This is a genomic window from Pampinifervens navoyensis (assembly GCF_046159715.1).
Classification (GTDB): Bacteria; Aquificota; Aquificia; order Aquificales; family Aquificaceae; genus Pampinifervens.
In genome coordinates this window covers 1-22,188 of record NZ_JBJXCT010000009.1, presented here as the reverse complement: position 1 = coordinate 22,188, position 22,188 = coordinate 1, and the positions used below count along the sequence as shown (strand labels likewise).

The window sequence follows — 22,188 nt, the reverse complement described above, 5'->3', positions numbered from 1 at the left end:
AGGCTGGGTTTATATTTTTATGCCATGTTTGGAGTGCTCAGAAAAAAACCCCTTGACAAACTTGTGGAAGCTCTCGGGAAGGAGAAGGTGAATACATCCCTCGTTGAAAGAAAACTCTATTCCTACGATGCAACTCCCATACCCGTTGAGAGGGCTTTACCCTCCGCTGTGGTCTTTCCAGAGAGCCATGAGGATGTGGTTAAACTGGTAAAGGCATGCTATGAAGAAGGAATACCCATCTTCCCGAGAGGTGCCGGCTCAGGCCTGACGGGTGGTGCAGTGCCAACCTCTGAGAGGGGCGTGGTTGTATCCTTTGAGAGGATGAAGCGATTTGAGGTGAACGTGGACAACGCCACTGCAGAGGTCCAGCCAGGCGTTATAACTGCACAGTTTCAGGAGTATGTGGAAAGGCTGGGGCTCTTCTATCCACCAGACCCCTCTTCTTTCAAGTATTCAACCCTTGGGGGGAACATTGCAGAAAACGCCGGCGGACCAAGATGCCTCAAGTATGGTGTAACGAGGGAATATGTGCTGGGGCTTACCGCAGTGATAAAAGATGGGGAGGCTATAAAGACGGGAAACCCTGTCATAAAGGATGTGGCAGGCTACGATATTACCAAGCTTTTTGTAGGGTCTGAAGGGACACTGGGTCTGATAACCTCTGCAACCCTCAAGCTGATACCCAAGCCAAAGGCAAGGGCAACCGCACTGGCGCTCTTTGACAGACTTGAGCATGTGGGCAGGGCGGTTACAAAGATATTCACCTCTGGCATATTCCCCTCCGCCCTTGAGTTTATGGATGAGGATGCCATAAGGGCTGTGGAGGACTACAAGCCAGTGGGACTGCCAAAGGTATCAGCACTGCTTCTCATAGAGGTGGATGGCTCACCTCAGAGCGTGCAGGAGGATATAAGGGATATTAAAGAGCTGCTTCATTCCATGGGAGTGGAGGTAAGGACTGCAAACAGCAGGGAAGAAGAGGAAAGGCTCTGGAGTGCAAGAAAAAGCCTGGGGCCGGCCCTTGGAAACCTGAGAACAGGCAAAATAAACGAGGACATAGTAATTCCGAGAATACATCTCTCAGAAGCAATTCCAGAGTTCAGGAAGGTTGCAAAGAAATACGACCTTCTAATGGTCATATTTGGACACATAGGAGACGGGAACCTTCATGTGAACCTGCTCTATGACAAAGCTAACAGAGAAGAGGAAGAAAGGGCAGAGAAGGCAGTGGACGAGGTTTTTGAAATTGCCCTCAGATACAACGGCTCCATAACGGGAGAGCATGGCGTTGGGCTCACAAAGAAGAAGTTTCTCCAGTGGCAGTTTGGAAATGCGGGATATGAACTGCTCAAAGGTATAAAGAGGCTCTTTGACCCCAAAAACCTTTTTAATCCGGGTAAAGTGGTGGAGCTTGAACCATGATAAGGGTCCTATTGATGCTTACGATGCTTGCAGGTCTAAGCAATGCAAGCGATGAGTTTGTGAAAGGCCTCGTGGATAAGCTTATGGAAAAGGGGCAGTCAGCATGGTGGTGGGATTCTAAGTGGTGGGATGAGGGCTACATAGAAAATGTGCCCAACTACAGGGTGAGAGTGGAAACCGCTGTAGTTAAGAAAAGAGATGTGGAAGTGCCCGTCTTCATATACAGGCCAGATGACAGGGAAAGGTATCCAGGAGTTCTTTTTATACATGGAAGGCGTGGGCTTGACGACCTGTTTAAACTTCATGCAAAAAGGCTTGCCAGCAAGGGGTTTGTTGTGATAGCGCCAGACCTCTACACTGGCAGGCTTATACCCCAGTTTCCCATAGAGCATGACCCCGTGCTTGAGGAGGACCTTGATGCAGTCCTGGTGTATGCCCTTAACAGAGATGACTTAAAAGGAAAAAGAATCTGTGCCTACGGACTTACAAGGGGTGGATACTACGCTATCAGGCTTCTCGTGACCTTTAAAAGGCAGGAGAAGAACATAGCCTGCTTTGTGGCCTACTATCCCCATATGCAAAACCCCAACGCCCCAGAGCCTGAACAGGTTTACCGCTACGCCCCAGAGTGGGAAAGCCTTAGAATACCCACCCTGATACTTGTGGGTGAAAATGAGCAGTATCAGAGGATAAGACCTGCGCTTGTGGCGGTAGAACACCTCAGGGCAAAGGGCGTGCCTATATGGATACTGGTTTACCCGGGCGTGGGAAGGGGCTTTGACTTCAGACTTGACAGGAGAACCTTTGCCGATGACCTGGCATCAAAGGATGCTCTTATAAGGTCTTCACTTTTCATGAAGAGGCACCTTGAGAAGGAATAGCCTTTAAAGCCCTGTGGAATATCTCTCTATCTCCCCTGTATTTCAGCAACCTCTCCACCTCTTCAGCAGGGAAAAACTTTGCATCCTTCACCTCCCAGGATGGCTCCGGCTCCCCATCCACATACGCCATAAGATAGTAAACAACGCTCTTTCTTATCTTCTCCCCCTCCCTCACATACCAGTAGTTTATCTTACCAAGCTCTGAAATTATCTTCCCCCTTACTCCTGTCTCTTCGTAAACTTCCCTGACTGCAGTATCCTCTGGCTTTTCTCCTTCTTCCACAAGACCTTTGGGAAAAGTCCACACATCAGAAGGATTCTTGATAAGCAGAATCTGTCCTTCCCTAATAAGCACACCTCCCGCAGAGAATTCCTCCTTCACGGAAGCACCTCCACCCTTCCCCTTGAGAGGACCCTTCCCCTCAGCATTCTGTCCTCCCTCCTTATGCGTATTACTTTCCCAACTCCGCCAGTATCCACAGCCACTGCCTGAAAGCCCACCTCAATGGAACCGCTCCTGTAAACAGCCTCCACAGCCTCACCAGCCTTCACCGCAGGAACTTCCTTCAGCAGGGACCTTCTGAGTATGGTCCCCTTTGTTATGCGGGTTGAAGCCACAAAGTTCCCAAAATCCTCGGGGCTGAGCCTCAGGTCTGAGGGTATGGTCTTCATCAGTCTCTCCTCCACCCTGAAATGCTCAGGTCTTATTGGACTTCCCTGTGGTATGTCCTCAAGGGCTATGTAGACCTTTGCCTTCCAAAGGGCATCTATGATAGCCTGATACCTTTCTCTGCCCGAATAGAGGTATGCAACTGCCCTGCTTCTGCCGTATTCCATATCCAGCTCAACCCTCTCAATTTCCATGCCTCTGGGAGAGGGTATCCTGACCTTCTGAACCTTCACGCTATCGCCGAAGCGCCTGTATACCTCTGACTCCACGAGCCTTTCAGGACTTGCAAAGGCAAGGCATAGGGCAAACAGAAGGCTAAGAAGCCACATGCATTGTCTGCATCAGTTCTCTTATAAGGGTTGCCGGCTCCACTTCCTTTGGACACACCAGGTTGCACTTGTTGCAGGAAAGGCAGTGATAAAGGTTTCCTTCCCTTACCGCCTGATAGGCTCTTAGCTCTTTGTTTTCCTCCCTCGGGTCTTCGTAGAACCTGAAAAGTTTGGCAAAAAACAGAGGACCCGCATAGTTCTCTTCAAGCACCTGTGGGCAGAAGGACTGACAGGCAAGGCATAGAATGCAGTCCGCAGAATTCTCTATCTTTCTGCTAAGTTCTGGCTCTATTCTCGGGTCTTTGCTCTGCTCTTTTATCCAGAGTCGCATGCTCTTGATTTTCCCCACAACCTCTTCGTTGTCCACAACCAGGTCTTTTATTACCCTGAAGTTCCTTATGGGTTCTATGAGCACTTCCTCACCGAAAAGGGCATAGGGCAGTGCCTGCTCCTTGCAGGCAAGCCTGGGAAAGCCATTCACAATTATGGTGCAGGTTCCACATATGCCTGCCCTGCAAAAGTGTCTGAAGCTGAGCGTTGGGTCAAGGTCTTCTTTTATTCTCTGAAGCGCCATAAGAAGGGTCATACCCTCCTGATAGGGAACTTCAAAGGTCTGATAGTAGGATTTTCCAGAATCTTCCTGCCTCTTTATCTTCAGCCTTAAAACCATGGTTAAATAATGTATTCTATTGTGTATGCTGGTCAAGCACTTTGAGAGCAGGGAGGCCTTCTACAGATTCCTCAAGGAGAAAATGGGTGTTTTTTTCAGAGAAGCCTACGAAAGGGCCTTTGAGGGGGTCTTCCATGTGATATATACGAAGGGGGTAAAGACTGAAGTTATTGTCCCTCTTGCAAAAAGAGCCTGCCTGCATGCCTTTTACAGTGAAGACTCTGTTGTCCTGTGTGGTTCAGAAACTCAGCTAAAGGATTTTTGCTCCCTTCTTGTTAAAGAGGACAGAAGCCTTGCCCTTGAAATCCTTCAGAAGCTCCAGAGCTACAGAAAGAGGTCCTTTAAGCTCCAGTTCAACCAGAAAATACTGCCCCTGGGTATAAAGACTGCGGTAATGGGCATTCTCAACATAACACCCGACTCCTTTTCTGACGGTGGTCTTTACCTTGAGCCTTCAAAGGCAATAGAGAGGGCGGTGCAGATGGTGGAAGAAGGTGCGGATATAATAGATATAGGAGCAGAGTCCACAAGGCCAGGCTCTGAGAGAATAAGCGCAGAGGAGGAGCTCAGAAGGCTTATCCCTGTGCTGAAGGAAGTAAGAAAAGAGCTCCCCAATGTCTGGATTTCCATAGATACATACAAGGCGAAGGTGGCACAGGCATGCCTTGAGGAGGGGGCAGACATAATAAACGATATAAGCGGTGGAACCTTTGACGGAGAGATGTTCAGGGTCGTGGCATCCTATGGCTGTCCTTACGTGCTCACGCATATAAAGGGAAGACCGGAGACATGGAGAGAAAAACCACCCGTCTACGAGGATGTAGTGGAGGAGATAGTGCTGTGGTTTGAGGAGAGGCTGAGGGCTCTGAAAGATACTGGCTATAATGGACAGGTAATCCTTGACCCGGGCATAGGCTTTGGGAAACTCCCTGAGCATAACGTGGAAATACTCAAGAGGTTTGAAGAGCTCAGAATATTGGGTCTTCCGCTTCTTGTGGGCGTCTCAAGAAAGTCCTTTATAGGTCTTGTGATGGAGGGGCTTCTCAGGAAGAAAACTGAGCCTGTGGAGAGGCTGTATGGCAGTCTGGGTGCCCTTGCACCTGCCGTAATCAAGGGGGCAAACATAGCAAGAGTCCACGATGTAAGACAGACAAGGGAGTTTCTGGCACTTCTTGACACGGTAAGAACGTATGGTGAATTTTAACTGGGAACTTATAAGGCTCTTTTCATGGAGAGACATTGTTGATATACTGGCAGTTTCTGCTTTTATTTATGGCATTCTGTATTTTCTAAGAATAACAAAGGGTCTTCAGATTTTCAGGGGAATTATGGTGCTTGCAGCCTTCTGGCTTCTTGCGGAGCTTCTCAGTCTGAGAACCCTTTCCTGGGTCTTTGAAAAGCTGTGGACTGTGGGGCTTTTTTCACTTGTGGTTATATTCCAGCCGGAGATAAGGAAAACGCTCAGCAGGCTTGGACAGAAGACAGGAATATCCGTAATAAAGCCTGTGGAGGAGAGGGTGGTGGACAGGGTGGTGAGGGCATGCTCCTTTCTCTCAGATAGACAGATAGGTGCGCTCATAGTGATTGAAAGGGGACAGAATGTGGAAGGCGTTGTAGAGGGTTGTGTCCTCATAGACAGCCTTGTATCTGTTGAGCTGCTGATAACCATATTCAACCCCATATCTCCATTGCACGACGGTGCGGTAGTGGTGAGGGGAGACAGAGTCCTCTATGCCTCTTGCATACTGCCCCTTTCAAAGTCCGCAGAACTCCCAAAGAAATACGGAACCAGGCACAGGGCTGCCCTGGGTATCTCGGAAGAAACGGATGCTCTGTGCGTGGTAGTTTCTGAAGAGACCGGAGAGATTTCCCTTGCTGTAGGTGGTAAGCTGCAGAGGAACCTTGACCCGGAAATGCTGAGAGAACTACTTTTAAAGGAGTTGAGAATTGAAAAGGCTTGAGGTCTTTTTATTCAGGGACTGGCAATACAAGATCCTTTCCCTTCTGATTGGCATAGCAATGTGGTTTTTTATCAATTTAGGGGAGAGGGTTCCCATGAGCATAGAAAGAAGCATTGAAGTTTACAACAGGGAGCAGGGCTACGACTACAGGCTTGAAAGGAAAAAGGCAAGGATAAGGCTCAGAGTGATGGAGAGGTTCGTTTCTGAGGAAATGCTGGAAGGAGCCAGCGCAGGCGTGAATGTGAAGGGCATGAGGGAAGGTGAATACACTCTCAAGGTAGAGACCAGAAATCTACCAAAATTTGTTGTATCTGTTGATAGGATTGAACCTGAGTACGTCAAGGTGAGAATAATAAAAGCCCCCGAAGGGGGCCAGTAGTCTTATCCGCAGGAGAAGGAACTACCGCAACCGCAGGAGCCAGAAACGTTGGGATTCCTTATGGTGAAGCCGCCACCCATAAAGTCCATCACGTAGTCAAGCTCTGCGTTGTTCACATAGGGCATGGAGAACTGGTCTATGGCAATTCTCAACCCCCCAAACTCAAAGACGTTGTCTCCCTCTTCTATTGTATCATCAAAGCCCATGGCATACTGAAAACCGGAACATCCTCCGGGAACAACCCTTATCCTGAGTATGGGCTCAGTGATGCTGTTTTCCTGGGCAATTCTCAGCACCTCCTGAACCGCTTTTTCTGTAGCAAAGAAGTTAAAGGCTACCTTTTGCATAACACTACCTCCTATAAGAATTTCTTAAGAATATGATAAGCTTGGGGCAGGCTTTTTCAAGGGGAAGCTATATGACCATTCTCATGGAGAGCTTTCCACCCTGTGAATCAGCCAGTAGACCACACCAAGGGCTGTAAGAACCAGTGCAAGAGTTATGAGCTCCTGAAACTTCTCGGGGGATAGGGAGATGATAAGAACCTTTCTTATGACTGCAGCAAGGGCAACCCCCACAAAAGCCTTTATACTTACAGCTCCTCCCCTTATGTGTTTTATCTCTTCCGATAGAAGCTCGGATATGGCATAGAGAATAAGCACAGAGCCCAGTATGCTCAGACCTCCTCTCTCAAGAGGTAGCTGACCCACAAGGACCATGTAGAACTCATACACTATCCAGACTATGAGGAAAACACCAACAATGGAAAGGGTGAGTATGATAAAGGCATCAAAAACCCATGCTATGCGCCTTATACTACCTATCAATATGCTCTGATGTCTTTTCAACTCCTCCATGGTTATATATCATAAAAGCTGTCAGACTCAGGTCTTATAATAATCCACATGCCTATAGACAAGGAAAAGATAAAGCAGGCAATAAGGCTATACCTTGAGGGCATAGGAGAGGACCCGAATAGAGAGGGTCTTCTGGAAACCCCAGACCGTGTTGCTCGCATGTGGGAAGAGTTTGAAAGGCAGAGGGGCTTTGACTTCAAGCTTTTTGAGGAGTTTGGCTCATACAATGAGATGGTGCTTGTAAAGGACATAAACATATACTCCCTGTGCGAGCACCATCTCCTGCCCTTCTTTGGCAAAGCCCACATAGCCTACATACCTGACGGAATAGTATGCGGTCTTTCCAAGCTGGTTCGAACGGTGCGTGCCTTTTCACTGAGACCTCAGGTGCAGGAAAGGCTCACCAATGAGATAGCAGACTTTCTGATGCAGCAGCTCAATCCAAAAGGTGTGGCAGTGGTGCTCGAGATGGAGCATCTGTGCATGTCCATGAGGGGAGTTATGTCTCCGGGGCATCTCACAACCACCTCAGCCCTGAGGGGGCTTTTTCTGAGCGATCTCAGGACCAGGGAGGAGTTTCTAAAGCTGATAGGCAAGTCATCTCCATGAAGGTTTGCCTTATAGCAGGGTCTGGAGAGCTGCCGGGTGTTTTCCTGAAAAAGGCAAGAGAAAAAGGTCTTGAAGTTTTTGTGGCAGGAGTCAAGGGTATAACAGACCTTCCAGCAGACGAATACTTCCCCCTCGGCAAGGTGGGCAGGCTCCTGAGAGCACTTGAGAGGAGGGGAATAAAGGATATAGTTATGCTTGGAAAGTTTGAGCACAGCCTTATATTTTCCCATCTTCTCACCCTTGATGAGCTTGCCCTCAAAGTGCTTAAAAAGGCAAAGGATAAAAAGCCTCAGACACTTGTCAGGACGCTTATGGAAGAGCTTCAGGCTCTTGGCTTTCAATTCCCAGACCCAAGACCTTACCTTGAGGAGCTTCTTGCACCTGAGGGACTTATGTCCACCAATGAACCCTCAGAAGAGGCCATGGAAGATGGTGTATGGGGCTTTCTTATAGCAAGACAGATAGCGGACCTTGACATAGGACAGACCATCGTAGTAAAGGAAAAGGCCGTAGTGAGCGTTGAGGCGATGGAGGGAACCCAGAAAACGATAGAGAGAGCTGGCCAGCTGGCTGGAAGGGGTTGCAGGGTTATAAAAGTGGCAAGAAAAAGTCAGGACTTTCGCATAGATGTGCCCACGGTAGGTCCAAAGACGCTGGAAGCCATAAAGAAGATAAAGGGGGATGCCCTCTTTGTGGAGGCAGGAAAGGTTTACCTTCTGGAGAGGGAAAAGCTTATAAAGCTGGCAGACAGATATGGAATATCCCTCTATGGGCTCTGAAGGAAGAACTCAATGGCTTCCTTTGGCTTGCCCTCAAAAACAACCCCTCCATCTTTGAAAACAAAAACCCTGTCACATCTCAGAAGGTTTGAAAACCTGTGAGCAACAAGCACTATGGTTTTACCCTCAAACTGGCTGAATATGTTGTCCAGAACCTCCTCTTCCTTTTTTGCATCAAGGGCAGATGTAACCTCATCAAGAAGAAGGACTTCTGGAGACCTTAAAAAGACCCTTGCAAGGGCAAGCCTCTGCTTCTCCCCTCCAGAAAGGCTTCTTGGACTTACCTCCTGGTCAAGGCTCTCCACAAAATCGCATCCAGCAAGCCTGAGGGATTTCCAGAAGAGTTCTTCATCCTTTCCCCCTGCCATGAGAAGGTTTTCTCTTACAGTGCCCGGGAAGACGAAGGCATCTTGAGAAATTAGCAGAAAGTGTTTCCTGAGGTCTTCCCTTTTTATGTCCCTCAGCTCAAGCCCATCCACCCTCAGGCTCCCTTCGTAGGGCACAAGTCCTGCAAGCACACGCAGAAAGGTGCTCTTGCCCGAGCCTGTATCCCCCATTATTCCAACCTTTTCACCTCTATGGATGCTAAGGTTCACATCTCTGAGTAATTCAGCTCCCCTAAATCTTACACTTAACCCCTTCACCTGCAGACCTTCTTTCAGGCTCTGCAGGGGCAATTTCCCCTCTTCCTCTTCCCTCAGGCTCAGAAGCTCTCTTATCCTTTCTATAACGGGTAGTGAAGACCTCACTTCCATCACACCCTTCTGGGATTCCATGAGGGGATTTTGCATAAACACAAGAGCTGTAAGGTAGGAGATGAATTCTCCCGGTGTTAAACTGCCTTCCACTACCCTGTAGCCTCCGTAGAGTATGACCAGCGCAACCACCAGATAACCAAAGGTGTAGTTAAAGACAGAATTAAGGGCAAAGTATACCTCCGACCTGAAGCTGGACCTGAAGAGAGACCTGTTTAGCTCATGAAAAAGCCTCTCAAACATGGACTGTGCGCCAAAGCTTCTTATGCTATCAAAACCGGAAAAGGAGCTGAAAAGCCTGTCTGCCACGCCAGCATAACTTTCCTGAGCCCTCTTTATGTGCTTGCCTCTCTTACCGCCAAAGTATCTCACCGCAAGGGAAAGGACGGGGAGAAGAAAAATTAGCCCCACCGTCAAAAGCCAGTCTCTGTATAAGAGGACACCGAAGAGGAAAAGCACAGTTATGGGCTCCCTTATGAGCTTTATGGCATAAGAACCTATAAGGTTTCTGTAAAGGTTCATGTCAGATATGACCCTTGAGGCAAACTCTCCAGCAGAAATGCCAAGGAAGGCAGAGTAGTCCACTCTTAAAAGCCTTCTGAAGGCTTCCTCTCTGAGCCCCCTCATCTCAAGCTCCGTGTAAAGTGCAGAGAAAAAACTCACAGCGAAGTTTCCTGTCTGAGAGAGAAGGACGAGCCCGATAAGTGCTAGTATTGTCCTGAATATCTCTTCCTCTTCTTTTAACAGAAAGACCTTGTCCACAAGTGATTTAATGAGCAGAGTAATTCCTGCAGTCCCTGTAGCTTCAAGCACAGAACCAAGAAGACTCAGGATTATAAAATGCCAGTATTTCTTCAGGCGTCCAGATGCCCACTTGATATTATCCATACAGTAGACTATTTTATTAGAGAGCCATGGTGAGATGGATAGCTGGGATAATACTGGCTTTCCTGCTGATTGACCATATATGGGTTCATTATGGTGGACCACTGGCAGAAAGGCTTAGAGGGCAGTACAGGGAGGAACTAAAAAGGGGAACCATTGAGAAAGAAGAGGTCCCTCTTCAGCAGTCCTATAGGAAAAGTATACTTGACCAGGCGTGGGAGAGGGTAAAGGGAGCTCTAAAGAGAGAAAAAGCAGAACAAAAGAGTTGATTTTTCAGGAGGTCTGATATGGAATTCAGGTTCAACACCATAGAAGAAGCCCTTGAGGACATAGCTCAGGGGAAGATGGTGATAGTGGTGGATGACCCAGACAGGGAAAACGAGGGCGACCTCGTTATGGCGGCGGAGAAGGTCAGCCCTGAAGCCATAAACTTCATGGCAAAGTATGGAAGAGGTCTTATATGCCTCACTTTGACACCTCAGAGGTGCGATGAGCTTGACCTCTACCCGATGGCGATGAGAAACACAGACCCCAAGGGCACCTACTTCTGCGTCTCCATAGACGCCCACCCGAGATTTGGCACCACCACGGGCATATCCGCCTTTGACAGGGCGATGACCATAAAGCTGGCAGTTAGTCCCGATGCAAAGCCTTCCGACTTTATAAGGCCGGGGCATGTGTTTCCACTGAAGGCAAAGCCCGGGGGTGTTCTGGAGAGAGCAGGACACACGGAGGCGAGCGTTGACCTTGCAAGGCTTGCAGGTCTTTATCCGGCTGGGGTCATATGCGAGATAATGAAGGAAGACGGAAGCATGGCAAGGCTTCCTGACCTTGTGGACTTTGCAAGAAGGTTTGACCTCAAGATAATAACCATAGCGGACCTCATAAGATACAGGCTGAAAAGGGAAAGGCTTGTGATTCGTGAGGCTACCGCAAACCTCCCCACAAGGTACGGCTTTTTCAAGATACACGCCTACAGGCACATACTCACCGGAGAAGAACAGGTAGCTCTTACCATGGGAGAGTGGAAAGAAAACGAGCCGGTCCTTGTCAGAGTTCACTCTGAATGTCTTACGGGCGATGTGTTCAAGTCTCTGCGGTGCGACTGCAGGTCCCAGCTTGAGTCTGCCATGGAGGCCATAGCTCAGGAAGGAAAGGGCGTGCTCGTCTACATAATGGGTCACGAAGGAAGGGGAATAGGCATAGTGAACAAGATAAAGGCATATCATCTTCAGGATATGGGCTATGACACGGTGGAGGCCAACGAAAAGGTGGGATATCCCGCAGACCTCAGAGACTACGGAATAGGCGTTCAGATACTTCTTGACCTTGGCGTCAAAAAGATGAGGCTTCTTACCAACAACCCGAGAAAGATAGTGGCTCTTGAGGGCTATGGGCTGGAGGTGGTGGAGAGAGTGCCCCTCAAGACGCCAGCCTGCGAACACAACCAGAGGTATTTAGAGGCTAAGAAGACAAAGCTTGGCCACCTACTCTAAGGGCAGGTATACGGTAAAAAGGCTTCCCTTTCCTTCTTTGCTCATCACCTCTATTTTCCCTCCGTGGGACAGGGCTATGTGTTTTACTATGGAAAGCCCAAGGCCGGTCCCTCCGAGGTCCCTTGACCTTGAGGGGTCTACCCTGTAAAACCTTTCAAAGATGAAGGGAAGATGCTCTCTGGGAATGCCTATACCCGTGTCCTCCACCTCTATCTGAACCTGAGGGTCAACCCTTTTTGCTCTGACCTCAACCCTGCCGCCACTTCTGTTGTACTTAATAGCGTTGTCCACAAGGTTTTTTAGAAGAAGAAACAGCTTGTCCCAGTCCCCCTTTACCTTAAAGCCATGCTCCACAGAGTTCAGGAGCTCCACCTCCCTCTCCTGGGCCTGAGGCTCCAGAAGGTCATAGACTTCTTCAACGAGAACTCTAAGGTCAATCTCCTCCCTTTTTATTCTCTCCTCACCCGATTCTAATTTTGTGAGTATAAGAAGGTCCTCCACAAGCCTTCTCATATCTTCAACACGCTTGAGAGCCTTTTCCAGAAAGGCTCTCTTTTCCTCTCTGTCCTCTTCCTCATAGAGGGTCTCCAGCAGGCTTTTGAGAACAGCTATGGGTGTTTTGAGTTCATGAGAAACATTTGCCACAAACTCCCTTCTTGACCTTTCGTATCTTTTCAGCTCCGTTATGTCTGAAAAACGAACCACCGTCAGGTCGCTACCTGTGAATACATAAAGAGAATACTCCCTCTCCTCGTGGTCAAAGTTGCAGACCCTGTCCTTCTTCTCTGATATGGCTTCTGCAAGACAGCTTACCACTGTGAGGTTGTTGACACATTCGTAGTAAGGCTTGCCCTCAAAGCTCTCCCTCACAATCTTCCTCCTCACGAGGAAGTCGTTTCCAAAGACCACCTTTCCCTCCCTGTCTATCAGAAGGTATCCCTCGCCAACCTGACTGAGAAACTCCTTAAGAAGGCTCATGGGAGTAGAGGGTGTTCACTATCTTCTCAAGCCTTTCCTCAAGCTCCTGCTCTGTGCCGGCAACCAGGTTTATATGCCCCATCTTTCTTTTTGGCTTCCTCTCCTTGCCATACCAGTAGAGCTTTGTCCCATCCATGGAAAGGATGCTGTGAAGGTCCATATCTTCCAGAGAGAGCCCCAGTATGTTGACCATCCCTGACGGGGACTTGAGCCTTGTAGAGCCCAGAGGAAGACCGCATATGGCTCTCAGGAGGTTCTCAAACTGGGATGTGTAGCATCCATCAAGGCTGTAATGACCCGTGTTGTGAGGCCTTGGTGCAAACTCATTCAGGAGAACCCTCCCGTCCCATGTGTAGAAAAACTCAACCGCCATGAGCCCCACGAGAGCAAAATCCTCCATAAGGGAAAGAAGCATATCCTCCGCCTCTCTTATGGCTAGGCTTCTCGTCTGGTTGTAAAGGAGTATCCCCCCCTCGTGGCGGTTTACGGTAAGAGGATATATTCTGCTGTTGCCCTTTCTGTCTCTGACCCCTATGAGGGAGAACTCAAAGCTAAAGTCTATAAAACGTTCTATGAGAAAGCTTTCCTCCTGAGAGTGATTTTTCAGTATGTTATCCAAATCCTCCAGATAGTAGACCCTGTATTGACCTTTTCCATCGTAACCCAGTTTTTCTGCCTTGACCACACAGGGAAGCCCAAACTCTCTTACTGTATCCTTCAGGCTCCCCCAGCCTGACAGAGTAAAGTCTGCGGTGGGATAGCCCCTTTTTCTGTAAAACTCCTTCTCCCTTATCCTGCTCCTCTTTATCTCAAGCACATTGAGGGATGGCGTGGTAAGGTCATATACCTTTTCAAGAACACCCTCCTCTATGTGTTCAAACTCGTAGGTTATGACATCACAGTGCCTTATAAAGTCTTCAACCCCTTCTGGCGGAAACCACCTGTCTGCAATCCTGCTGGCAGGAGACCTGGGGTCGGGGTCAAGCACAAGAAATTCAAAGCCAAGCTTCCTACCCTCAAGTATGGTCATCCATCCCAGCTGTCCGCCACCGAGAATGCCTACCCGCATGGGAAAATTATAAAACTTCCAGATAACCAAATCCCTGCCCCGTTCTCACCCCCAGTCCGTATTGATACACAAACCTCAGCACTTCAGGGTTGTCGGTATTTATGAAAAACTCTCCAATAAAGGACCTTATGTATCCCCCGTAGTGCCTTACCATCTCTTCCTTGTAGTGTATGAGTCTGAAGGAAAAGGCTTTTACTTCTGGCTCGTAGCCTTTAATGGCTCTAAAGCGCCGGATTGTGTTTTCAAAAAGAACCTCCTGAAAATCCCTTTCCAGAGGAAGGGCATACCTGAGCTTGGGGTTGCCCTCATTGGCCCCAGCCCTTTCCACAACTACCGGAGAAAGCGTCTTAAAAGCACCCTTTGACCAGTCTCCCTCCTTTTCAAGTCTTACATCTTTGAGCACAAACTCCGCCTCCCCGATTTTGTGAACCTTTCCCCTCAACTCGGTTAATCCGTTGTAGAGCTTTACTCCATAAACGGGGTCTCCTGTGGAGATTCGGAGGTTCACAAACTTAACACCTTCAATGGCATCCCTGCTAAAGTTTATTTCCTTCCCAAGGTATACCGCAAAGGTGTAGGGTCTGACGGGGTTTTCAATAAACTCCCTTACTCCAAAGACCCTCTTCATCAGGGATATGAACCTGCGCCTGTAATCAAGGGGTATGCTGGTCTCTTCTGGATTTTCCAGCCTCACAAGGAAACGCATGGAAAAATTTTATAGTGGTGTCAGAAAGCATGCAATGCAGCTGTTATAATATTCTTCAAAAGACAAGGAGGTAGTCAATGAGGAGGATGTTGACACTAACCATTGTGACGGAACCCATCGGTGTGCTGAGCTACGGTGACAGGGTAGGTATTTACACGCTTCTAAAGAAAATAAACACAGTTTCTGGTGCTGAGTTGCCTTTTGCTTCTGATAAAATGCTGAGTTATGAGTTAAAAAGGGCCGGAAGGATTTATCACAACTGGAGACTTCTTGACGAGGAAATAGCAAAAAAGATTAAGTCAATAAGGGACCAGTCTGGTTCAAAGAAAAAGAGAGGGAAAAAGGAGGCAGAAGAAAAAGAGTTATTCTCTGAAGAGGAGAATATTAATGCATCGGTTGATTACGGTAAACTTTCAGTGGAAATCATTAAAGATTACGAAGAGGCAGACCTGTTTGGCTTTATGTTCCCTCTCAGGAACGAAGGAGCCCTGAATCGCAACAAAGCCGTTGTGTTTGACCACATAATCTCTGTAAAGCCCTTTACAGGCTCCCAAAATCTAATACATAACCTTGATGCAAGAGAAAGGTATCTAAAACACCTCGGAGAGGATGACAAGTCCAGACAGGCAATTGTCTACTTTGAGGAGCACAGGTCTCCGTACATATACACCGTATCCATTGAACTGGACAGAGTGGGAAGAGAGGACAGAAGTGGAGAGCTGGCAGTGGAAAACTCAGCAAGAGCAAAAAGAGTTTTGCAGGTGCTTGATATACTGGAAAAGAGCTTTGCAAGAAGGGTTGGTGGTAGAGTATATCCTCTCACACCACTTTTCATGGTAGGGGGCGTCTATGAGTATTGCGTGCCTTACTTCATTAATGCTCTGGGAGTTGACTACGATGGGAATAAGGTAAGCGTCAGCTTCAGAAAAAGTCTGATACCAAAGGGGCTTGGTTTCGTAACTGGTGCGAGGGGTCTCGGTGAACTTCTTGAGGTGAGTGGATGTGATGATGTAAAGAGTATGGAAGATGCCTTTTCAAAGTTGAGGCAGGAAGTAGAGGCTTGTTATGCAGAAGCCCAGCAAACTGCTTAAGTTCAGGCTCTTCTCAAAGTTTGCCTTTTTCAGGACAAGGTTTTCCTTCAAGGGAATTGAGACCTACCCTCTACCAACACCATCAACCATAATAGGACTTTTATACACTGCCTGTGGGAAAAAGTGGAAGGAAGAGGTTTTTGATATGTCCATACAGGGATACTTTGAGGGTAGTATGGAAGACTTCAGGTGGCACAGAGCGGTAGATTTTAACGGAAAAAGCATAGACCGCTACGTTCTGAGGCTGCCCCTTTTGCTAAACCTTGAGGTTGTGGTTCATGTAAAAAGTCAGGATAGGGATACTCTTGATTATTTTCTGGAAGGTCTTTTGAGACCGAGGAGCATCCTGAGGCTCGGGGAGTTTCCAACCTCTATAATCAGTGCGGGTTATGTTGAGTATGAAGAAAGGGAGGCAGATTTCCTGACTATACCATACGATGCATGGGTGCCGGAGGACATTAACAGTGGTTTTAAAAGAGGCTCAAAGGGTATTTATTTCAAGCTACCCACCTTTTGGTCTTCTGTTAACAAACCAAGAGAATTCATTTACAGGGGATATTATTACCATACAAAAGGCAGTCTTCTGCATGGGAGAAGTATCCTGTATGACGAGGAGGGTTTACCTGTATGGCTGTGAAGTTTCTGATTGACAACTGGCTGATGGCGGTTTCTGCAGTAGGTTTTCTGGAGATACTCGCCCAGCATGACCCAGAGCTATACAGAAAAGTTGTAAGCGTGCAGGACAGGTATTTACTTGTTGACAAGAACTTCTGGGATGATGTTTTTCCAGATATTTATGAAGATTGGGCAAAGAAGAATAGGGGGCTACTTATATCTTTTCACAAGAATAATGTTAGAGTCGGAGGGAACATAGCTATAAAGTCAGAGCCACCCTACTTGAGATTTCAAACAGGTCCACTGAGTGAATTTCTGTGTCAGTTTTGTCTTGAAAGGAAGGCATACTTTAAAGTTGACGGGAGAACGGTAAGAGTTTTTGAAAGGGAGATTTTTACACCGCTTGGAAGTTCCGATGACATACCGAGTAACTTCTCGGGGGGACGGAACAACCTCTACATATGCAAAGAGTGCGAGTCCCTTATATACTGCTCAAGTGCTGGCTTTACACGCTTTCGTGGCTCAAACTACTTCCTTTACGTGGAAGAAGACCCTATAACTCTCTGGAAACTAAACTCTTATTTCAAAAGGAAGGTAGAAGGCATAAAAAGGGATAACAGAAGTGTAAGACAGGAGTTCCTTGATATGTCCTTCTTACTTCTCTCAAAGGTAGCCTCTATAAGATTATCGCGGATATATCTTGTTGAACTCAGCTCTCTTGGACAGAATTTCAATGTGTATAGCTCTCACCTTCCGAGAGAGATAATAGAGGTTCTGAACAACTATCTTTCAAAGTTTCCCACAAGGCTTGAGAGTATATACTCTGATGTGCTAAAGCAGGCAAAAGGCAGAAATCTCTATCCTGTTATAATCCGCTTGCTGGAGGGATGGAGTAGATTTAAAAAGGATAAAAAAGAAACCTCATCAGGCAGGGATGAATACATGAGGATATCCAAAAATTTGAGTCTGTATGAAATTGATTTTCTTTTGAGGTTTCAGAAAGAACTTGAAGGAGGGTATACCATGAATGGGAACGTATACGCAGACATAGCAAGGAAGATATCTGCCAGCACCGAGGAAAGGCAAAGGCAGAAGCTGGTCTATGACCTTCTGAGACACATAAGACAGCAGGATGTGCACGGTTTTGTAGAGAGACTTCTATTTGAACTCAACAAGGTAGAGGGTCTGCAACTTGATGCAAGGGAGAGAAAGGGGCTGGAAAAGCTCGCGCTTGGCGAGGACTTTAAGAGTGCTTCTCTGGTGATGGTTGCTCACCTTGTGGGAGGTGACGCAAGGGGGCAGTCAGGAGGGGAAGAAGATGAAGAGTTTCAATCTGAGTGATTACCTTGCAAAACCTGATGGGACAACCCTTCATGAGCATGTTAACTGGTTGCTGAATAACCTTGAGACTCTCAAGGCTTTATACGGAGATAGGATAGAGCTAACCTGTCCAGAGCCCTACAGACCATTTTTGTGGAAGTCTCTTGAGCTTGCCTGCAGGTATCATGACCACGGGAAAATGTGCTCTGATTTTCAAAAAGCCATGAAAAAGGGGGTAAACCCCTCCATAAGACACAACTGTCTTAGCCCTGCTTTCTTTATTCAATCTGTCCCAGAAGTGTTATCTGATGTGCCAGAAGACATAAAAAGTGACCTCATATTTCTCATATGCAACGCAATCCTTTACCATCATCACAGACTGTCAAAGGTAGAAGACATAGAAAATGTATTGAGGGAGGAGTTTGGAATAGATGGCTTGAACTCGCTGGTAAAACACCAGATTAATAAGGGTGAATACGGTTCAATGGATGAATATTTCAGGGACGACTCTGAAGAGTTATATGGGTTTTATTATCTTCTGAAAGGTCTCCTGCTCCGTATAGATCACGCGAGTAGTGCAAAAATACTGGTTGAAAAAGACCCCTTACATGAGGTTTTTAAAGTAGTAGAGCAAAAAATAAAAAATCTCAAACCTTTTCAGAGGCAGGTGTATGAAGAAAGGGATAAAAATTTAATACTCAAGGCTCCGACAGGAAGTGGCAAAACGGAGGCTGGCTTGCTGTTTATGGACTCAAAAGGCTTTTTTGTCCTTCCGGTAATAACCTCAATAAATGCCATGTATGAAAGGTTTGTAAACTTGTTTGGAAGTAATAAAGTAGGGCTGTTGCATTCAAATGCTTTCTCGTATCTATATTCAAGGTCTTCTGAAGACAATACTGTGGAAAGCATCTATGAAGATGTGGAGTATGCAAACAACTTTGCCTATCCTCTCCTAGTCTGCACCCCAGAACAGATACTGCCTTTCGTGCTGAGGTTTAAGGGTTTTGAGAAGTATTACTCTGTGCTTTCTTATTCAAGGCTTGTAATAGATGAAGTGCACGCTTACGACCCAGTGGCTATGGCATATGTGTTCAAGGCAGTAGAGCACACAGTCAAACTTGGAGGTAAGGCTCTGGTAATGAGTGCAACCATACCGGATTTTCTGGAGAGGGATTTCATAAATCTCGGCTTTGAGCTCATAGAACATGAGGAAGAAGACATAATAAGACACCGCATAGCTCTGGTGGATAAGCCTGTGGAAGAGGCTACTGATAGCATACTAGAGCTTTCACAGAAGGGTAAGGTTCTCGTAATCGTGAATACAGTTAGCAAAGCTCAAGAGTTATGCAGGAAGCTTGAGGAGCGTTCACTCAAGGTTTACCTACTGCACTCAAGATTTATACAGAGAGATAAGAGACGACGAGAGAAGGTGCTAAGATGTGCTATACAGACCAAAGAGAGGGGCATATTCATAACCACACAGCTTGCAGAGGTGTCGTTGGACATAAGCGCAGACTACCTGATAACAGAGCTTTCAACAATAGATAGCCTTATACAGAGGATGGGGAGGGTCAACAGAAGGGGAGAAAAGGGAAAGCCTGACAGTCCAAACGTCTTTGTATACACGCAGGAACCCTCCGGGGTTGGCTCTGTATACCACAAAGACCTTGTGCAGACAACTTTAGAAGCTCTGAAACCTTTTGACCGCAGTCTTTTATCAGAGAAGGATAAAAGGGATATTGTCAACCGGGTTTTTGCCAAGGTTGATAACTTCCGCAGGGAGTATGAAGATACAAAAGTTTATGTAGACAGACTATGGGAGCTAAATGGATACATAGAACCATCAGAGAGAAAAGAAGCAATGAAAAACTTCAGGAGAATCTTCAGTCTGAGTGTAGTGCCGCAGATATATAAAGAAAAGGTTTCATCAATGATTAAAGAGTTTAGCAGGGAAAAAGGAATTGGAAAGCTAAAGGTGCTGATGAAAATCTCCGATTATTGCCTTCCTGTGCCATATTATCTATACCTTCAAGATCGTGATAGATTTCTCAAGATTAGCGAGCTTAAGGGATATAACATATACTGGTTCAGGGGAAACTACAGCAAGCATCTTGGGCTCCTATCACTTGCTGACGCTGATGACACCTATCAGGACAACATCCTCTGATGGACCTTAGAGAGCTCAGATACAGAGGCACGCAGGTAGCTTACTCCGTGGTGTGCGAGCGAAAGCTGTGGCTCTTTTCAAGAGGTGTGAGCTTTGAGCACCTTTCTGAGTGGGTGCAGCTTGGAAGACTTCTGGATGAGAGGAGCTTCAGGAGGGAGAGGGAAGAGGACTTTTACGATGAGCCAGTGAGGGTGGACTTCATAAGGTCCAGAAGGGGTCTTGTGGTGCATGAAGTAAAACACTCAAGGGCAATAGAGACCGCCCACGAGCTTCAGGTCAAGTATTACATCTACTACCTGCGTAAAAAGGGTCTGGAGGTTTCCCACGGAGTCATCCATTATCCAAGGGCAAGGCAGATAAGAGAGGTCTACCTTACGCAGGAGGATGAGGGACTTATAGAGGATGCCCTGTTGCATATGGGGGAGGTGCTCTCTCTGAGCTTACCACCCCCAGTGATAGATAAACCTTACTGCAAAAAGTGTGCCTACGAGGAGTTCTGTTATGGGTAGGGTCTACTACATAACGCACAGTGGAGAGCTAAGGCGTGAGGAAAACACCATCGTGTTTGAAAACTCCGAGTTCAAAAAGTCCATACCCATAGAAGACCTTGATGAACTCTTCTTGCTCTCTGAGATTTCCACCAACAGCAAGGCTCTGGGTCTGCTGTCAGAGAGAGGTGCAGTGGTGCACTTTTTCAACTACTACGGATACTACATAGGAAGTTTCTATCCAAGAGAAAAAAATCTATCCGGTTTCCTGCTGGTCAGTCAGGTCCAGCACTATCTTCAAAAAGAAAAAAGGCTCTATCTGGCAAAGAGCTTTGTGGAAGGTGCCATAAAAAACCTGTGCCCCTTTCTTCAGATTGAGCAGGAGACATACCTTTCTGAGCTCTCTTTTGCTGAGGACATACCACAGGTCATGGCGGTGGAAGCGAGGCTGAGAAGGGACTTTTACGAGAAGTTATCCCAAGAAACAGGCTGGGACTTTGAAAAGAGGACAAAAAGACCACCTCATAATCCACTCAACGCCCTCATATCCTTCGGAAACTCTCTCGTTTACGCCAAGGTGCTGGGAGAGATATACCAGACACAGCTCAATCCCACTATAAGCTACCTGCACGAGCCCTCAGAAAAGAGGTTTTCCCTTTCTCTTGACGTGGCGGAGCTCTTCAAACCTATCCTCTCGGACAGGCTCATAGTCCAGCTCATAAAGGAGAGAAAACTCACAGAAGAGCACTTCCTTCAGGAACTCCAGTATGTCTATTTGAGCAGAGAGGGCAGGAGGGTCTTCGTGCAGGCTTTCAATGACCTCCTTGAGTCCACAGTCAGACACCGCAGGCTGAACCGCAAAGTCTCTCACCGCCAGCTCATAAGGCTTGAGCTATACAGGCTGATAAAACACCTGCTGGAGGAAGAAGTCTACAGACCCCTCAACTATTGGGCTCTCTAATGTGGGTCATACTTGTCTACGACATATCCACAGTAGATAAGGAAGGACAGAAAAGGCTCAACAAAGTCCGGAAAATTGTAAAGAGATACATCCACCACGTGCAGAAGTCCGTGTTTGAGGGAAGTATCAGCCTGTCAAGACTGGAGAGGCTCAAGGCTGAGCTTCTTGAAGTTATAGACCGCCGGCAGGACAGCCTGATAATCTACATCTTTGAAGATATGGTGAACCACAGTCGAGAGATTCTCACCGAAGGCGAAGACCCCACCTCTAACCTGCTTTAAGAGTCCCAACTTGAAGAAGACCAGCTATCCCACGAGGAGCTTCCACTGTCCCAGCCGGAGGAGCTCCAAGAGTCATTCCAGCTTGAAGAGCTCCATGAATCATCCCAGTTTGAAGAACTGCTGTGGTCATCATGGTGAAAAACATGATACATAGGGCAGGATGGGTCCCAGAGGGCACGGGAAAGGTCACAGTTATCTTCATGCCATCTCCTGTAGTGGTCATCATCTTCATAGAGACTGGAGGAGCTTTCCCATCTTTCACGGTTTTCATAACTGTCAAGAAGACCGGTGGAGCCTTCTGAGGTTGAAAAACCGCTTGTTCTGCCCATACCGCCATCCTTGTAGCTCGCATCGGAAGATGCAGACCATCCACTAGGCAGACCGCCATAAAAGTTCCCTCCGCTATAGTCAGGAGGGAAAGCCTCATCGTTAGCAGATTTTACTCTCCATAGAAGGAAAAGGATAGCCAGAATCAGCAGAATCAGCTCCATGGTTCACCTCCCTTCTGACTTATTAATATAACCACATGAAGTGTCTGTATCTGACAAACACTGTGCTATAATAATAGAACAAGAGTTAGAGGGGTTATGCCCCCATGACATCTTGGCAACTGAATAGGGCTCTAACTTTTACTGTGCCATACGACCGTATGACCATACGACCATATGTATGGTTTTACGGTCTTACGGCGGTATGGCGTGTGCTTCTGAGCGTTGAAAGTCAAGGCTTTGAATTTGATAATAACACACTCAAGTCTGCAGAACCTCCGACTTCTGGCAAATAACCCCCTTTTGAGAGGGGTGGGGGGTTGACAAAAGG

Annotated in this window: 27 protein-coding genes; 17 read left to right on the top strand and 10 right to left on the bottom strand. The window is 47.2% G+C overall.

Annotated features, from left to right (window positions below; translation table 11 throughout):
• The first annotated feature begins 24 nt into the window (after positions 1 to 24).
• Positions 25 to 1,422 carry an FAD-binding oxidoreductase gene (locus ACKRDP_RS07445; protein ID WP_409154129.1) on the top strand — a complete coding sequence of 466 codons (1,398 nt, stop codon included), beginning with the start codon at positions 25 to 27 and terminating at the stop codon, positions 1,420 to 1,422.
• A complete protein-coding gene (locus ACKRDP_RS07440) occupies positions 1,419 to 2,303 on the top strand; it encodes a dienelactone hydrolase family protein (RefSeq protein WP_409154128.1) in 885 nt (294 codons plus the stop codon). Before ACKRDP_RS07445 ends, ACKRDP_RS07440 begins: the two co-directional genes overlap by 4 nt.
• Here ACKRDP_RS07440 and ACKRDP_RS07435 read toward each other — a convergent pair.
• Genes ACKRDP_RS07435 through ACKRDP_RS07425 form a run of 3 tightly spaced genes read right to left on the bottom strand, consistent with a single transcriptional unit; the run spans position 2,275 to position 3,972 of the window.
• Complete coding sequence (locus tag ACKRDP_RS07435) at positions 2,275 to 2,685, bottom strand: NUDIX hydrolase (protein ID WP_409154127.1); 411 nt, start codon at positions 2,683 to 2,685, stop codon at positions 2,275 to 2,277. The two genes, ACKRDP_RS07440 and ACKRDP_RS07435, sit on opposite strands and share 29 nt — an antisense overlap.
• Positions 2,682 to 3,302, bottom strand: a complete 621-nt coding sequence (gene flgA / locus ACKRDP_RS07430; protein ID WP_409154126.1) for a flagellar basal body P-ring formation chaperone FlgA — start codon at positions 3,300 to 3,302, stop codon at positions 2,682 to 2,684. Before flgA ends, ACKRDP_RS07435 begins: the two co-directional genes overlap by 4 nt.
• A complete protein-coding gene (locus tag ACKRDP_RS07425; RefSeq protein ID WP_409154125.1) occupies positions 3,289 to 3,972 on the bottom strand; it encodes a succinate dehydrogenase/fumarate reductase iron-sulfur subunit in 684 nt (227 codons plus the stop codon). The genes flgA and ACKRDP_RS07425 overlap by 14 nt, the downstream gene beginning before the upstream one ends.
• Before the next feature lie 25 nt (positions 3,973 to 3,997).
• Between ACKRDP_RS07425 and folP the strand changes: the two genes are divergently transcribed.
• The 3 genes from folP to ACKRDP_RS07410 are packed head-to-tail and all read left to right on the top strand — an operon-like array spanning position 3,998 to position 6,312.
• On the top strand, positions 3,998 to 5,176 hold the full coding sequence (gene folP / locus ACKRDP_RS07420; RefSeq protein WP_409154124.1) for a dihydropteroate synthase: 1,179 nt from the start codon (positions 3,998 to 4,000) through the stop codon (positions 5,174 to 5,176).
• Positions 5,163 to 5,933, top strand: a complete 771-nt coding sequence (gene cdaA / locus ACKRDP_RS07415) for a diadenylate cyclase CdaA (protein WP_409154123.1) — start codon at positions 5,163 to 5,165, stop codon at positions 5,931 to 5,933. The genes folP and cdaA overlap by 14 nt, the downstream gene beginning before the upstream one ends.
• The gene (locus tag ACKRDP_RS07410) at positions 5,920 to 6,312 is read left to right on the top strand and encodes a YbbR-like domain-containing protein (RefSeq protein WP_409154122.1); all 393 of its coding nucleotides are present in this window, start codon (positions 5,920 to 5,922) and stop codon (positions 6,310 to 6,312) included. Before cdaA ends, ACKRDP_RS07410 begins: the two co-directional genes overlap by 14 nt.
• 2 nt (positions 6,313 to 6,314) lie before the next feature.
• Here ACKRDP_RS07410 and ACKRDP_RS07405 read toward each other — a convergent pair whose 3' ends face one another.
• Complete coding sequence (locus ACKRDP_RS07405; protein WP_409154121.1) at positions 6,315 to 6,659, bottom strand: HesB/IscA family protein; 345 nt, start codon at positions 6,657 to 6,659, stop codon at positions 6,315 to 6,317.
• Positions 6,660 to 6,740: 81 nt separating this feature from the next.
• Positions 6,741 to 7,169, bottom strand: coding sequence for a phosphate-starvation-inducible PsiE family protein (locus tag ACKRDP_RS07400; protein ID WP_409154120.1), 429 nt, complete (start codon positions 7,167 to 7,169; stop codon positions 6,741 to 6,743).
• A gap of 48 nt (positions 7,170 to 7,217) precedes the next feature.
• Between ACKRDP_RS07400 and folE the strand changes: the two genes are divergently transcribed.
• Both folE and ACKRDP_RS07390 read left to right on the top strand, forming a co-directional pair.
• The gene (folE, locus tag ACKRDP_RS07395; protein WP_409154119.1) at positions 7,218 to 7,778 is read left to right on the top strand and encodes a GTP cyclohydrolase I FolE; all 561 of its coding nucleotides are present in this window, start codon (positions 7,218 to 7,220) and stop codon (positions 7,776 to 7,778) included.
• Positions 7,775 to 8,557 (top strand): LpxI family protein, encoded by a 783-nt coding sequence (locus ACKRDP_RS07390; protein WP_409154118.1) that lies wholly within the window; start codon positions 7,775 to 7,777, stop codon positions 8,555 to 8,557. The genes folE and ACKRDP_RS07390 overlap by 4 nt, the downstream gene beginning before the upstream one ends.
• Here the strand turns inward: ACKRDP_RS07390 and ACKRDP_RS07385 are convergent.
• Positions 8,545 to 10,200, bottom strand: a complete 1,656-nt coding sequence (locus tag ACKRDP_RS07385; protein WP_409154117.1) for an ABC transporter ATP-binding protein — start codon at positions 10,198 to 10,200, stop codon at positions 8,545 to 8,547. The two genes, ACKRDP_RS07390 and ACKRDP_RS07385, sit on opposite strands and share 13 nt — an antisense overlap.
• A 26-nt stretch (positions 10,201 to 10,226) precedes the next feature.
• Here ACKRDP_RS07385 and ACKRDP_RS07380 point away from each other — a divergent pair, with 26 nt between their 5' ends.
• The gene (locus tag ACKRDP_RS07380) at positions 10,227 to 10,466 is read left to right on the top strand and encodes a hypothetical protein (protein WP_409154116.1); all 240 of its coding nucleotides are present in this window, start codon (positions 10,227 to 10,229) and stop codon (positions 10,464 to 10,466) included.
• 18 nt (positions 10,467 to 10,484) lie between these two features.
• Positions 10,485 to 11,693, top strand: coding sequence for a bifunctional 3,4-dihydroxy-2-butanone-4-phosphate synthase/GTP cyclohydrolase II (locus tag ACKRDP_RS07375; protein ID WP_409154115.1), 1,209 nt, complete (start codon positions 10,485 to 10,487; stop codon positions 11,691 to 11,693).
• On the opposite strand, the gene ACKRDP_RS07370 is transcribed toward ACKRDP_RS07375, so the two are convergent.
• Genes ACKRDP_RS07370 through cas6 form a run of 3 tightly spaced genes read right to left on the bottom strand, consistent with a single transcriptional unit; the run spans position 11,685 to position 14,446 of the window.
• Positions 11,685 to 12,671 (bottom strand): sensor histidine kinase, encoded by a 987-nt coding sequence (locus ACKRDP_RS07370; RefSeq protein WP_409154114.1) that lies wholly within the window; start codon positions 12,669 to 12,671, stop codon positions 11,685 to 11,687. The genes ACKRDP_RS07375 and ACKRDP_RS07370 overlap by 9 nt on opposite strands.
• A complete protein-coding gene (locus tag ACKRDP_RS07365; RefSeq protein WP_409154113.1) occupies positions 12,658 to 13,740 on the bottom strand; it encodes a 5-(carboxyamino)imidazole ribonucleotide synthase in 1,083 nt (360 codons plus the stop codon). The genes ACKRDP_RS07370 and ACKRDP_RS07365 overlap by 14 nt, the downstream gene beginning before the upstream one ends.
• 7 nt (positions 13,741 to 13,747) lie before the next feature.
• The gene (gene cas6, locus ACKRDP_RS07360; protein ID WP_409154112.1) at positions 13,748 to 14,446 is read right to left on the bottom strand and encodes a CRISPR-associated endoribonuclease Cas6; all 699 of its coding nucleotides are present in this window, start codon (positions 14,444 to 14,446) and stop codon (positions 13,748 to 13,750) included.
• 86 nt (positions 14,447 to 14,532) lie between these two features.
• Here cas6 and cas7i point away from each other — a divergent pair, with 86 nt between their 5' ends.
• From cas7i to cas2, 7 genes are read left to right on the top strand one after another with little or no spacing between them, the layout of a single operon-like run.
• The gene (gene cas7i, locus ACKRDP_RS07355) at positions 14,533 to 15,537 is read left to right on the top strand and encodes a type I-B CRISPR-associated protein Cas7/Cst2/DevR (protein ID WP_409154111.1); all 1,005 of its coding nucleotides are present in this window, start codon (positions 14,533 to 14,535) and stop codon (positions 15,535 to 15,537) included.
• Positions 15,512 to 16,174 carry a type I-B CRISPR-associated protein Cas5b gene (gene cas5b, locus ACKRDP_RS07350; protein WP_409154110.1) on the top strand — a complete coding sequence of 221 codons (663 nt, stop codon included), beginning with the start codon at positions 15,512 to 15,514 and terminating at the stop codon, positions 16,172 to 16,174. The genes cas7i and cas5b overlap by 26 nt, the downstream gene beginning before the upstream one ends.
• Complete coding sequence (gene cas8a1 / locus ACKRDP_RS07345) at positions 16,165 to 17,493, top strand: type I-B CRISPR-associated protein Cas8b1/Cst1 (protein ID WP_409154109.1); 1,329 nt, start codon at positions 16,165 to 16,167, stop codon at positions 17,491 to 17,493. The genes cas5b and cas8a1 overlap by 10 nt, the downstream gene beginning before the upstream one ends.
• Positions 17,471 to 19,639, top strand: a complete 2,169-nt coding sequence (cas3, locus tag ACKRDP_RS07340) for a CRISPR-associated helicase Cas3' (protein WP_409154108.1) — start codon at positions 17,471 to 17,473, stop codon at positions 19,637 to 19,639. Before cas8a1 ends, cas3 begins: the two co-directional genes overlap by 23 nt.
• The gene (cas4, locus tag ACKRDP_RS07335) at positions 19,639 to 20,148 is read left to right on the top strand and encodes a CRISPR-associated protein Cas4 (RefSeq protein ID WP_409154107.1); all 510 of its coding nucleotides are present in this window, start codon (positions 19,639 to 19,641) and stop codon (positions 20,146 to 20,148) included. The genes cas3 and cas4 overlap by 1 nt, the downstream gene beginning before the upstream one ends.
• A complete protein-coding gene (gene cas1b, locus ACKRDP_RS07330) occupies positions 20,141 to 21,088 on the top strand; it encodes a type I-B CRISPR-associated endonuclease Cas1b (RefSeq protein WP_409154106.1) in 948 nt (315 codons plus the stop codon). The genes cas4 and cas1b overlap by 8 nt, the downstream gene beginning before the upstream one ends.
• Positions 21,088 to 21,369, top strand: a complete 282-nt coding sequence (cas2, locus tag ACKRDP_RS07325) for a CRISPR-associated endonuclease Cas2 (RefSeq protein ID WP_409154105.1) — start codon at positions 21,088 to 21,090, stop codon at positions 21,367 to 21,369. The genes cas1b and cas2 overlap by 1 nt, the downstream gene beginning before the upstream one ends.
• On the opposite strand, the gene ACKRDP_RS07320 is transcribed toward cas2, so the two are convergent.
• The gene (locus tag ACKRDP_RS07320) at positions 21,366 to 21,860 is read right to left on the bottom strand and encodes a hypothetical protein (RefSeq protein WP_409154104.1); all 495 of its coding nucleotides are present in this window, start codon (positions 21,858 to 21,860) and stop codon (positions 21,366 to 21,368) included. The genes cas2 and ACKRDP_RS07320 overlap by 4 nt on opposite strands.
• A 158-nt stretch (positions 21,861 to 22,018) precedes the next feature.
• On the opposite strand from ACKRDP_RS07320, the gene ACKRDP_RS07315 reads away from it, so the two are divergent.
• Entirely contained in the window at positions 22,019 to 22,153 is a 135-nt protein-coding gene (locus ACKRDP_RS07315; protein WP_409154103.1) for a hypothetical protein, read from the top strand.
• Positions 22,154 to 22,188: the final 35 nt, after the last annotated feature.